Origin of the sequence: Xanthomonas sp. CPBF 426 (genome assembly GCF_903989465.1) — a bacterium.
Lineage (GTDB): Bacteria > Pseudomonadota > Gammaproteobacteria > Xanthomonadales > Xanthomonadaceae > Xanthomonas > Xanthomonas euroxanthea.
In genome coordinates this window covers 2,872,531-2,884,914 of the sequence record NZ_LR861805.1, presented here as the reverse complement: position 1 = coordinate 2,884,914, position 12,384 = coordinate 2,872,531, and the positions used below count along the sequence as shown (strand labels likewise).

Annotated in this window: 11 protein-coding genes and 1 tRNA gene; all 12 read left to right on the top strand. The window is 63.1% G+C overall.

The window, feature by feature from the left end; genetic code table 11:
- Positions 1–3 precede the first annotated feature (3 nt).
- The 12 genes from H7A87_RS12315 to H7A87_RS12260 all read left to right on the top strand — a co-directional run bounded on the left by H7A87_RS12315 (position 4) and on the right by H7A87_RS12260 (position 12,379).
- Positions 4–303 (top strand): integration host factor subunit alpha, encoded by a 300-nt coding sequence (locus H7A87_RS12315; protein WP_002811076.1) that lies wholly within the window; start codon positions 4–6, stop codon positions 301–303.
- Positions 284–640: a MerR family transcriptional regulator gene (locus H7A87_RS12310; protein WP_005995911.1), complete on the top strand. Its 357-nt coding sequence runs from the start codon at positions 284–286 to the stop codon at positions 638–640. The genes H7A87_RS12315 and H7A87_RS12310 overlap by 20 nt, the downstream gene beginning before the upstream one ends.
- Before the next feature lie 60 nt (positions 641–700).
- Positions 701–777: transfer RNA gene (locus H7A87_RS12305), tRNA-Pro, on the top strand.
- A 471-nt stretch (positions 778–1,248) separates the two neighbouring features.
- Positions 1,249–1,947: a polysaccharide biosynthesis/export family protein gene (locus tag H7A87_RS12300; protein ID WP_164739129.1), complete on the top strand. Its 699-nt coding sequence runs from the start codon at positions 1,249–1,251 to the stop codon at positions 1,945–1,947.
- Complete coding sequence (locus H7A87_RS12295; RefSeq protein WP_180496663.1) at positions 1,929–3,368, top strand: GumC family protein; 1,440 nt, start codon at positions 1,929–1,931, stop codon at positions 3,366–3,368. The genes H7A87_RS12300 and H7A87_RS12295 overlap by 19 nt, the downstream gene beginning before the upstream one ends.
- Positions 3,369–3,612: 244 nt before the next feature.
- Positions 3,613–5,067 carry an undecaprenyl-phosphate glucose phosphotransferase gene (locus H7A87_RS12290; protein WP_104582011.1) on the top strand — a complete coding sequence of 485 codons (1,455 nt, stop codon included), beginning with the start codon at positions 3,613–3,615 and terminating at the stop codon, positions 5,065–5,067.
- Between the two features lie 94 nt (positions 5,068–5,161).
- Positions 5,162–6,448 (top strand): polysaccharide biosynthesis protein GumE, encoded by a 1,287-nt coding sequence (locus tag H7A87_RS12285; RefSeq protein ID WP_166765961.1) that lies wholly within the window; start codon positions 5,162–5,164, stop codon positions 6,446–6,448.
- Positions 6,445–7,536 (top strand): acyltransferase family protein, encoded by a 1,092-nt coding sequence (locus H7A87_RS12280; protein WP_119128566.1) that lies wholly within the window; start codon positions 6,445–6,447, stop codon positions 7,534–7,536. The genes H7A87_RS12285 and H7A87_RS12280 overlap by 4 nt, the downstream gene beginning before the upstream one ends.
- Positions 7,533–8,621: an acyltransferase family protein gene (locus H7A87_RS12275; RefSeq protein ID WP_119128567.1), complete on the top strand. Its 1,089-nt coding sequence runs from the start codon at positions 7,533–7,535 to the stop codon at positions 8,619–8,621. Before H7A87_RS12280 ends, H7A87_RS12275 begins: the two co-directional genes overlap by 4 nt.
- A 67-nt stretch (positions 8,622–8,688) precedes the next feature.
- A complete protein-coding gene (locus H7A87_RS12270) occupies positions 8,689–9,831 on the top strand; it encodes a glycosyltransferase family 4 protein (RefSeq protein WP_119128846.1) in 1,143 nt (380 codons plus the stop codon).
- Complete coding sequence (locus H7A87_RS12265) at positions 9,828–10,877, top strand: glycosyltransferase (protein ID WP_119128568.1); 1,050 nt, start codon at positions 9,828–9,830, stop codon at positions 10,875–10,877. Before H7A87_RS12270 ends, H7A87_RS12265 begins: the two co-directional genes overlap by 4 nt.
- Before the next feature lie 17 nt (positions 10,878–10,894).
- Complete coding sequence (locus H7A87_RS12260) at positions 10,895–12,379, top strand: lipopolysaccharide biosynthesis protein (RefSeq protein ID WP_104582221.1); 1,485 nt, start codon at positions 10,895–10,897, stop codon at positions 12,377–12,379.
- Positions 12,380–12,384: the final 5 nt, after the last annotated feature.

Here is a 12,384-nt window from a genome sequence, read left to right as displayed (position 1 = left end):
GGCATGGCATTGACGAAAGCGGAGATGGCCGAACGTCTGTTCGACGAGGTCGGTCTGAACAAGCGCGAGGCAAAGGAATTTGTCGACGCGTTCTTCGATGTGCTGCGCGATGCGCTGGAGCAGGGCCGTCAGGTGAAGCTGTCCGGTTTCGGCAACTTCGATCTGCGGCGCAAGAATCAACGGCCCGGTCGCAATCCCAAGACCGGTGAGGAAATTCCGATCTCGGCGCGCACGGTGGTGACTTTCCGTCCGGGCCAGAAGCTCAAGGAGCGGGTGGAGGCTTATGCTGGATCCGGGCAGTAATCGCGAACTACCGCCAATTCCGGCCAAGCGCTACTTCACCATCGGCGAAGTCAGCGAGCTGTGCGACGTCAAGCCGCATGTGCTGCGCTATTGGGAAACCGAATTTCCGAGCCTGGAACCGGTCAAGCGGCGCGGCAACCGGCGCTACTACCAGCGCCACGACGTGCTGATGGTGCGCCAGATCCGCGGCCTGCTGTACGAGCAGGGCTACACCATCGGTGGCGCACGTCTGCGTCTGGAAGGCGATGGCGCCAAAAGCGAGTCGGCACTGAGCAACCAGATCATCAAGCAGGTGCGCATGGAACTGGAAGAGGTTCTGCAACTGCTGCGCCGCTAGGAAAACGTTTCACAAAGCCGCTATAATCGCAGGCCGCCCTCGTGGCGGATGCAACATCTTCGGGGTATAGCGCAGCCTGGTAGCGCACTAGTCTGGGGGACTAGTGGTCGTCGGTTCGAATCCGGCTACCCCGACCAAACACAGAGCCCATGTCTTTACGGACATGGGCTTTTTGTTGCGCCGCAACATGCGATCGGCGGCGTGTCATGCGGGTGACACGATATGCATATCGGCATAGTGCAGAGCAGCATGAAAGCACTGGTCGCGTCCGTTTCATCGCGGTCCCGCTCGCATGGACCTGGGTCACGGAATGTGGCTAAGTGTCCGAAAATGCTCCGAATCAGTCGCGCTGGATTAGTACGTGGATCACGTTTTGTTAACGGTGTAACGACGAACTTGAATCAATAGGCCAACGCCGTCAAAAAAATGGCGAGCAGCGTCTTGCGATGCCTTGGTTCTATGCCATAGTGCACTGCAACACGTCACACCTGTCGTGATCCCGAGCGTCTTGGGATGAATTTCTCTGTCGTACGTTCTTGCTGGCGTGTTAGCCGGTCGAATGCTGCGCGAGGTCCTGTCCCACCCAACCGAGGCAGCCAGCCACACGCATGAAAAAACTGATCGGACGATTCTGCCAAGGCCTCAGCCTGGCGTTGATCTGCTCGATGGCACTGGGCGCATGCAGCACCGGTCCGAAGATGGCGGACTCCCTGCCGCTTCCGGATCCGCTCGCAATGTCGGCAGTGCAACCGGAGTATCGACTCGCCCCAGGCGACCTGTTGTTGTTCAAGGTGTTCCAGGTCGATGACCTGGAGCGGCAGGTCCGCATCGATCAGAACGGCCACATCTCGCTGCCGCTGATCGGCGACGTCAAGGCGGCCGGCCTGGGCGTCGGCGAGCTGGAAAAGCTGGTGGCAGACCGCTACGCCGCCGGATACCTGCAGCAGCCGCAGGTGTCGGTGTTCGTGCAGGAGTCCAATGGTCGCCGGGTGACGGTGACCGGTGCGGTCGACGAGCCGGGGATCTATCCGGTGATCGGCGCCAACCTGACCCTGCAGCAGGCCATTGCGCAGGCCAAGGGTGTCAGCACGGTGGCCAGCCGCGGCAACGTCATCGTGTTCCGCACCGTCAACGGGCAAAAGATGATCGCCAGATTCGATCTGACCCAGATCGAGAAGGGGGCCAACCCGGACCCTGAGATCTACGGCGGCGACATCGTTGTGGTGTATCGCTCGGACGCACGCGTCTGGCTGCGCACCATGCTGGAACTGACCCCCCTTGTGATGGTGTGGCGCGCTTACCGATGAGTATGAATTCAGACAATCGTTCCTCCCCGTCTCATCGTCATGGGCATCTTGAGCTGGCCGACGTTGGCTTGCTCGACTACTGGCGCGCGCTGGTGTCGCAGCGCTGGTTGATCATCCTGATCACCGTCGCGGCCGTGGCGCTGGCCTTTGGCGTCACCATGCTGATGCCGGAAAAATACCGCGCCACCAGCACGCTGCAGATCGAGCGTGATTCGCTCAACGTGGTGAACGTCGACAACCTGATGCCGGTGGAGTCGCCGCAGGATCGCGATTTCTACCAGACCCAGTACCAGCTGCTGCAGAGCCGTTCGCTGGCCCGTGCGGTGATCCGCGAGGCCAGGCTCGACCAGGAGCCGGCGTTCAAGCAGCAGGTCGACGAGGCGCTGGAAAAGGCCGCTGCCAAGAATCCGGAAGCCGGCAAGTCGGTCGACTCGCGCCAGGCCATCATCGAGCGCAGCCTGACCGATACGCTGCTGGCCGGGCTGGTGGTCGAGCCGATCCTCAATTCGCGCTTGGTCTACGTCAATTACGATTCGCCGGACCCGGTATTGGCGGCCAAGATCGCCAATACCTACACCAAGGTCTTCATCGTCAGCACGCAGGAACGCCGCATCAAGGCGTCTTCGTTTGCGACCAAGTTCCTGGCCGAGCGTCTGGAGCAGTTGCGCGACAAGGTGGAGGACTCGGAAAAGAATCTGGTCACCTATTCCACCGACGAGCAGATCGTGTCGGTGGGCGATGACAAGCCATCGCTTCCTGCCCAGAACCTGAGCGACCTCAACGCGATGCTGGCATCGGCGCAGGACACCCGCATCAAGGCCGAGGCAGCCTGGCGTCAGGTCAGCAGCGGCGATGCGATGTCGCTGCCGCAGGTGCTGAGCAACCCGCTGATCCAGAGCCTGCGCGGCGAGCAGATCCGCCTGAACACCGAGTATCAGCAGAAGCTGTCGACCTTCAAGCCGGACTATCCGGAAATGCAGCGCCTGAAGGCGCAGATCGAAGAGTCGCGCCGCCAGATCAATGGCGAGGTCATCAATATCCGCCAGTCGCTCAAGGCGACCTACGACGCGTCGGTGCACCAGGAGCAATTGCTCAACCAGCGCATCGCCGGATTGCGGAACGATGAGCTGGACCTGCAGAGCCGCAGCATCCGCTACAACATGCTCAAGCGCGACGTCGATACCAACCGCCAGCTCTACGATGCGCTCCTGCAGCGCTACAAGGAGATCGGTGTGGCGAGCAACGTCGGCGCCAACAACGTGACCATCATCGACACCGCAGACGTGCCTACGTCTAAGACTTCGCCGAAACTCAAATTGAACCTCGCCTTGGGCTTCATCTTTGGCGTATTTCTGGGCGTGGCTGTGGCTCTGGTGCGCTACTTCCTGCGAGGCACGCCAGCGCAGGCGCGGTTGGACTGACATCGTGGTGTTGCACAACGATGGGTTAATTGAAGTGACAACTGATTCAGCGTGGAAAAGGTTGGATCCCGTATGTTTCGGGCTCCTTCGTTTGAAAGTTTGTCTCTGTTGAAACAAAGGGCTGTCGTGCGATCTGGGGTCGGTAGGTATTACCGCGGTGATCGCTCGACGGAGATGATTGAAAGCTCGCGTGCGATTCGTATGTTCCCCCGCATGCACCGTATCGAGTTTGGAGGACATCCCCATGCTTTTGGCAGACTTGAGTAGCGCGACTTACACGACATCCTCGCCGCGATTGTTGTCCAAGTATTCGGCTGCAGCCGACCTGGTCCTGCGTGTCTTCGACCTCACCATGGTCGTGGCTTCCGGGCTGATCGCCTATCGCATCGTCTTCGGTTCCTGGGTGCCTGCGGCACCGTACCGGGTCGCCATCGCCACCACGCTGCTGTATTCGGTGATCTGCTTTGCGCTGTTCCCGCTGTATCGCAGCTGGCGCGGTCGCGGGCTGTTGAGCGAGCTGATGGTGCTGGGCGGCGCGTTCGGCGGCGTGTTCGCGCTGTTCGCGGTGCACGCACTGATCGTGCAGGTCGGCGAGCAGGTGTCGCGCGGCTGGATCGGCCTGTGGTTCGTCGGTGGCCTGGCCTCGCTGGTGGCGGCCCGCACGGTGCTGCGCGGCTTCCTCAATCACCTGCGTACCCAGGGTGTAGACGTGCAGCGGGTGGTGGTGGTGGGTCTGCGCCATCCGGTGATGAAGATCAACCACTACCTCAGCCGCAATCCCTGGGTCGGCATGAACCTGGTCGGCTATTTCCGCACGCCGTACGACATCGCGGTGACCGAGCAACGTCAGTCGCTGCCGTGCCTGGGCGATCCGGATGCGCTGATCGAGTATCTGCAGGACAACCAGGTCGAGCAGGTGTGGATCTCGCTGCCACTGGGCGAGCGTGACCACATCAAGCAGCTGCTGCAGCGCCTGGATCGCTATCCGATCAACGTGAAGCTGGTGCCGGATCTGTTCGACTTCGGCCTGTTGAACCAGTCTGGCGAGCAGATCGGCAATGTGCCGGTGATCAACCTGCGCCAGGGTGGTGTGGACCGCGACAACTACTTCGTGGTCGCCAAGGCACTGCAGGACAAGATCCTGGCCGTGATCGCGCTGATGGGCCTGTGGCCGCTGATGGCGGCGATTGCGGTCGGTGTGAAGATGAGTTCGCCGGGTCCGGTGTTCTTCCGCCAGCGTCGTCACGGCCTGGGCGGTCGCGAGTTCTACATGTTCAAGTTCCGCTCGATGCGTGTGCATGACGATCATGGCACCACCATCCAGCAGGCGACCAAGAACGACAGCCGCATCACCCGGTTCGGTGCGTTCCTGCGCCGGAGCAGCCTGGACGAGTTGCCGCAGATCTTCAACGTGCTCGGTGGCAGCATGTCGATCGTGGGTCCGCGTCCGCACGCGGCGCAACACAACACCCATTACGAAAAGCTGATCAATCACTACATGCAGCGCCATTACGTCAAGCCGGGCATCACCGGTTGGGCGCAGGTCAATGGATTCCGTGGCGAAACCCCGGAGCTGCGCACGATGAAAAAGCGCATCCAGTACGATCTGGACTACATCCGTCGCTGGTCGCTGTGGCTGGATATCCGCATCATCGTGCTGACCGCAGTACGTGTGCTCGGACAGAAGACCGCGTACTGATGATGGCGGGGAGTGTGCGACCTGGCGCGCCGAGCGCCGCGGGCGGCTGCATTGCAGCCGCCCCTTTCAAGCAGGCGTCTGCATGCTGATCCGAATGAGCGACGAGGCCCGCGTTCGCTGGCACAACCTGCTGATTGAACTGACGCTGCTGGTCGGCGTCGGTTACAACCTGGTGCTGGCGCTGATCAATGCGAACGTGTTCACCGTGCGTCCGGTGATCACCTACGCGGTCGAGTTCATGGTCTATGCCGCGTGTTTCCTGCTCGGCCTGGGCTCGATGAGCCGCAAGCGCATCGCCTTGATCATCAGCGGCCTTGGGCTGATCGTCACCTTGATGTTCGTGCGCTTCCTGGTGAACTGGCAGGTCGATCCGAAGTTCTTCCGCGACGCGCTGGTGGTGTTTGCGTTCGTGGTGCTTGGTTCGGCCTATACCGGGTCGGTGCCCAAGCTGTTCGTGCGCATGACCATCATCGTGTCGTTGGTCGCGGCGTTCGAGTTGGCGACGCCCAGTGTCTACGGCGATCTGGTCAACCCGAAGAGCTTCTTCGTCAACGCGCGCGGCATGAGCGCGGAGGGGTTCTGGAACGAAGACAGCAACCTGTTCGTCAGCGCCACGCGACCGGGCGAGCGCAACTTCCTGCCCGGTTCCAATCTTCCCCGCGCCTCCTCGATGTTCATCGAGCCGGTGACCATGGGCAATTACATCTGCTTCTTTACCGCGATCGTGCTGGTGTTCTGGCGCTGGATGCGGCCGGCGATGCTACTCCTGTCGGTCGGCCTGATCGGCTTCATGATCGTGGCCTCCGATGGGCGGCTTGCGGCGGGCACCTGCGTGCTGATGGTGCTGCTGTCGCCGCTGCTGAAACGCCTGGATCAACGCCTGGCCTTCCTGATTTTCCTGATCGTGATCATGACCGCATGGTTGCTGGTGTGGATCACCGGGATCACTGCCTATCAGGACAACACGATGGGCCGGGTCTTCTTCACCGTCAATTCGATGAATAACCTGTCCTTCAACTCATGGATGGGCCTGGATTTTGCGCAGGCGTACCGCTACTTCGACAGCGGCATCGCCTACTTCATCGCATCCCAGTCGATCGTCGGCGTGCTTGCGTTCCTGCTGTCGTATTCGTTCCTGTTGTTGATGCCGAGCAAGGAAGGGCAGCTGTTCAAGAACCTGGCGATCTTTGCGTTCGCGCTGAGCTTGCTGGTGTCCAACGGTTACTTCTCGATCAAGACCTCGGCATTGTGGTGGTTCGTGTGCGGCTGCCTGTGGCACATGCGGCCGACCTGGTCTGCTGCAAGCATTGCGCAGCAGACCAGCCAGGATCCGTCCGACGATGAGGCACGATTGCCACTGCCCGCGGGAGGCGCACGATGAGTGTGGCGGCAACGCACGCACCGCAGCCGGTTGCATCGGCGGCCGGCGTGCACGTTGCCAACGGCGGGCGCAGCCGCGACCCGCGCATTGATGCCACCAAGGCCCTGGCGATTCTTCTGGTGGTGTTCTGCCACGCCAAGGGCGTGCCGCATGCGATGACGCTGTTTGCCTACAGCTTTCATGTGCCGCTGTTCTTCATGGTGTCCGGCTGGCTGGCGTCCGGCTATGCGTCGCGGACCACCGGGTTGGCGCAGACGATCAGCAAGCAGGCGCGCGGCCTGCTGCTGCCGTATGTGACGTTCTATCTGCTCGGTTACGCCTACTGGTTGCTGACGCGCAATATCGGCGAGAAGGCGGCGCGGTGGGGCAGCCATCCGTGGTGGGAGCCGATCGTGGCGATGTTCACCGGTATTGGCCCCGATCTGTACGTGCAGCCTCCGCTGTGGTTCCTGCCGGTGATGCTGGTGACGGTGCTCAGCTATTTCGTGCTGCGCCGCTGGATGCCGCCGGTGCTGATCGCGGTGGCGTCGCTGCCCCTGGCCTGGTGCTGGATGGGCTGGTTTCCGGGCCAGCAGCTGCGACTTTTTTTCGGCCTGGACGTACTACCGGTGTCGCTGTGCTTCTACGCGCTGGGCGCCTTGCTGGTCCACATTTCCGCACGTCTTCCGACTTCCTTGCCGGTGAGCGCGCTGGTCACGCTGCTGCTGGCCTTGCCGGTGGCCTGGCTGGCCGATCGCAATGGCCGGATCGACGTCAACATGCTGGAATTCGGCCGCAACCACGCCGGGTTCATGCTCGGTGCGGTGCTCGGTTCATTGATGGTGATCTGCGCGGCACGGCTGGTGCAGGGCTGGGCCTGGATACAGTGGATCGGCCGCAATACCTTGCTGATCCTGTGCACCCACATGCTGGTGTTCTTCGTGCTTTCCGGTGTCGCAGCGTTGGCCGGCGGATTCGGTGCCTCGCGCCCCGGGCTGGGCTGGGCAGTGTTCGTGACGGTGTTTGCGTTGCTTGCGAGCGTGCCGCTGCGTTGGGTGCTGATGCGTTTTGCGCCGTGGACCCTGGGTGCCCGCCCGGTGGCGGCATGACCACCGCACCGTATTCCAGCCCGGCCGGGCACGGCGACCTGGCGGCCAAGGCTGCGCCAGCGCCTGCATTGACCCGCGATTGGCAGATCGATGCAGCAAAGGCACTGGCCATCGTGCTGGTGGTGTTGGGACATGCCAACGGCATGCCGGCCGCCTACAAACTGTTTGCCTACAGTTTTCATGTCCCGCTGTTTTTCGTGCTGTCCGGCTGGGTCGGCGAGCGCTTCGGCCACCGCGCGATGACGGTGGCGACGATCAGGAAATTGGCGCGCACGTTGCTGGTTCCCTACCTTGCGTTTTTCCTGGTGGCCTACGCCTGCTGGTTGCTGATGGGAGTGACCAGCCGCGCGCCGCATCCATCGCATGTGCTGCCGTGGTGGGATCCGTTCATCGGTCTGTTCTGGGCCAACGGCACGCGCCTGTACGTGCTGCCGGCGTTGTGGTTCCTGCCGGCCTTGTTCGTCACTACGCTGGCCTACATCGCCTTGCGCACGCGCCTGACGACGGCCGCCCTGGCTGCGACCAGTCTGCTGCTCGCATTGGCATGGGCGGGCTGGTTTCCGTCATTGCATCTGCGGCTCCCGTTCGCGCTGGATGTGGTGCCCGTTGCGCTGTTCTTCATCGCCGTGGGCGGATGGCTGTCGCGCCATGCCGATGCACTGCGCGCGCTCGGGGCCGCGGTCTGGGCATTGGCTCTGCCGGTGCTGGCGGCAGCGTGGTGGTGGCTGGCCGGATGGAACGGGCAGGTGGACGTGAACAATCTGCAGTTCGGGCATTCCGCTGCGGTGTTCCTGCTGGTCAGCCTGCTGGGTACTGCAATGACCTTGTGTGTGGCCTACTTCGTTCGGCAGTGGCGGTGGCTGCAGTGGATCGGCGGCAATACCCTGCTGATCCTGTGCACGCACACATTGGTGTTTCTGGTGCTCACCAGTGTGGTGGCACGAACGGGCGTGATCGCACCTGGCACGATCGGCACCCCGGCCTGGGCAATGGGCCTGAGTGCGTTCGCTATCGTTGCCAGCGTGCCGATGCGCGCGGTGCTGGTGCGCATTGCGCCGTGGATGTTGGGATTGAAACGTAAATGACGAGCTTCCAGAATGATTGGCCGAACATGCAGATGTCTCTGCGTCGCTGGCACAGGAGATTGGCGTAATGAAAGTGGTGCATGTCGTCCGCCAATTCCACCCTTCGATCGGAGGCATGGAAGAAGTCGTTCTCAATGTGGCCCGTCAGCATCAGGCCACCAGCGCCGATACGGTGGAGATCGTGACCCTGGATCGGGTGTTTACCGATCCGGGTGCGCAGCTTGCGGCGCAGGAGACGCATCAGGGCTTGCCGATCCGGCGCATCGGGTATCGCGGCTCCTCGCGTTATCCGTTGGCGCCGTCGGTGCTGGACGCGATCCGCTCGGCCGACCTGGTCCACCTGCATGGCATCGATTTTTTCTACGACTATCTGGCACTGACCAAGCCGCTGCATGGCAAGCCGATGGTGGTGTCCACGCACGGCGGCTTTTTCCATACCGCATATGCCTCGCGGATGAAGCAGCTATGGTTTCAGACGCTCACCCGCACCTCGGCACTGGCATATGCGCGGGTGATCGCCACCAGCGAGAACGACGGCGAGCTCTTCGCCAAGGTGGTGTCGCCGGCACGTCTGCGGGTGATCGAAAACGGCGTGGACGTGGAGAAATACGCAGGGCAGGGCGCAGCAACGCCGGGGCGGACCATGATGTATTTCGGCCGCTGGTCGGTGAACAAGGGCCTGATCGAAACCCTGGAGCTGCTGCAGGCGGCGCTGCAGCGCGATCCGCAGTGGCGGTTGATCATCGCCGGGCGCGAATACGATCTGAACGAGGCCGACCTGCGCAAGGCGATCGCCGAGCGGGGCCTGCAGGACAAGGTGCAGCTCAGCATGTCGCCCTCGCAGGAGCAGCTGCGCAGCCTGATGAAGCAGGCGCAGTTCTTCGTCTGCCTGTCGCGCCACGAAGGCTTCGGCATCGCCGCGGTCGAGGCGATGAGTGCAGGCCTGATTCCCATCCTCAGCGACATCCCGCCGTTCGTGCGCCTTGCCAGCGAATCGGGGCAGGGCGTGATCGTCAACCGCGACAGGATCGATGCGGCCGCAGACCAGGTGCAGGCGCTTGCGCTGCAGGCGGACGTGGATTTCGACGCGCGTCGTGCAGCGTCCATGGCCTACGTGGGCCGCTACGACTGGAAGCATGTGGTCGGGCGCTACGTCGATGAATACCACACCGCGTTGGGCACCCGTCGTCCGCAGGAGGCAGTGCGATGAGCGCGCCTGCATCGGCAGCGACTGCGCGGGCGGCCGCGCAGCCACAGGTCACCGTGCTGTTCTCTACCGAAAAGCCCAATGCCAGCACCAACCCGTATCTGACCCAGCTGTACGCGTCGCTGCCCGATGCAGTGCAGCCGCGCTTCTTTTCGATGCGCGATGCGCTGTTGTCGCGCTACGACGTGCTGCATCTGCATTGGCCCGAATACCTGCTGCGCCATCCCAGTTCTGTCGGCACCCTGGCCAAGCAGATGTGTGCGGCGCTGTTGCTGCTCAAGCTGCAGCTGACCGGCACGCCGGTAGTGCGCACCCTGCACAATCTGGCGCCGCACGAGGATCGGGGCTGGCGCGAACGCGGCCTGTTACGCTGGATCGATCGGCTGACGCGTCGCTGGATCCGTATCAACGCAACCACGCCGCCGCGACCGCCGTTCACCGACACCATCCTGCACGGCCATTATCGCGAGTGGTTTGCACAGATGCCGCAGGGCACGCCGGTGCCGGGGCGGCTGCTGCACTTCGGCCTGATTCGCCCGTACAAGGGGGTGGAGACGCTGCTGGAGGTGATGCGTCAGGTCGATGATCCGCGCCTGAAGCTGCGTATCGTCGGCAACCCGGCCACGCCGCAGATGCGCAGCCTGGTGGAGGAGGCCTGCGCGCAGGATCCGCGCATCAGCGCCTTGCTGGCGTATGTCGAAGAGCCGGTGCTGGCACGCGAGGTCAGCGAGGCCGAGCTGGTGGTGTTGCCGTATCGGCAGATGCACAACTCCGGCACCTTGTTGCTGGCGCTGTCGCTGGTACGCCCGGTGCTGGCGCCTTGGAGCGAATCCAATGCGGCGATCGCCGAAGAAGTCGGCCCGGGCTGGGTCTTTCTTTACGAGGGCGAATTCGATGCGGCATTGCTGACCGGCATGCTGGACAAGGTACGCGCCGCGCCACGCGGTGCGGCGCCGGATCTATCGCAACGCGACTGGCCACGGATCGGGCAGCTGCACTACCGCACTTACCTGGAAGCGCTCGGCAAGGATGGAGACGCCGCGCTGTGACCGCAGAGATCCCGACGATGAATCCCCCCACGCCGCCGCCACAGCGCAGCCTCGGGTCGCGCGCGGCCGGTGGCGCAGCGGTGACCATGATCGGCCAGTCGGCCAAGATGGTCGTGCAGTTCGGCGGCATCATCCTGCTGGCGCGTCTGCTGACGCCTTACGACTACGGCCTGATGGCGATGGTCACCGCCATCGTCGGTGCGGCCGAGATCCTGCGCGATTTCGGCCTGTCTGCCGCTGCCGTGCAGGCCAAGCATGTCAGCCGCGAGCAACGCGACAACCTGTTCTGGATCAACAGCGGCATCGGCTTGTCGCTGTCGGTGGTGGTGTACGCCTCCGCCCATGTGATTGCCAACTTCTACAAAGAACCGGCGCTGGTGACGATTTCCCAGGCGCTGGCGGTGACCTTCCTGATCAACGGCATGACCACGCAGTACCGCGCGCATTTGAGCCGCGGATTGCGGTTTGGCCAGGTTGCGCTCAGCGATGTGGGGTCGCAGGTGCTGGGCCTGGGTGCGGCCGTCGCTGCTGCCTTGCTGGGTTGGGGATACTGGGCGCTGGTGGTGCAGCAGGTGGTGCAGGCGGTGGTCAATCTGGTCATCGCCGCCAGCTGCGCGCGCTGGTTGCCGGGCGGCTATCAGCGCTCGGCGCCGATGCGTGACTTCATGAGCTTCGGCTGGAACCTGATGGCCGCACAGCTGCTGGGCTATGCCAGCCGCAACGTCGGCCAGGTCATCATCGGTTGGCGTACCGGCCCGGACGCACTGGGCCTGTACAACCGCGCGTTCCAGTTGCTGATGATGCCGCTGAACCAGATCAACGCGCCTGCCACCAGCGTGGCGTTGCCGGTGCTGTCGCAGCTGCAGGACGACCGCGAACGCTTCAGCGCCTTCCTGCTGCGCGGGCAGACGGTGATGGTGCATCTGATCGTGGCGCTGTTCGCCTTCGCCTGTGCGCTGGCCATGCCGCTGATCGTGCTGGTGCTCGGCGAGCAGTGGCGCGAGGCCGTGCCCCTGTTTCAGGTGCTGACGCTGGGCGGTATCTTCCAGACCGCGTCCTATGCGACCTACTGGGTGTTCCTTGCCAGGGGCCTGATGCGCGCGCAGTTGCTGTTCTCGCTGGCGAGCCGCATCGTGCTGATCGGCTGCATCTTCGTCGGCTCGCGCTGGGGCGCGATGGGCGTGGCAATCGGCTATTCGTTCGGTCTGCTGGTGACCTGGCCGTTGTCGCTGGTCTGGGTCGGCAAGATCTCCGACGCGCCGGTGGGCGCGCTGTTCACCAATGCGGTGCGCGCGATGACTGCGTATGGCGTGGCGGGGGGATGCGCGTATTACGCCTCCATCACCGTCGGTGGCCCGCTATGGCAGCAACTGGCCGTCGGTGCGGCCACGATGGCGGCGGTCTGCCTGCTGGCGTTGGCGATCTGGCCGGCATTCCGTCGCGACGTGGTTGCCATCCTCAATATCCGCAAGTTGCTGAAGCAGGCCAAGGCACGCCAATGAGATCG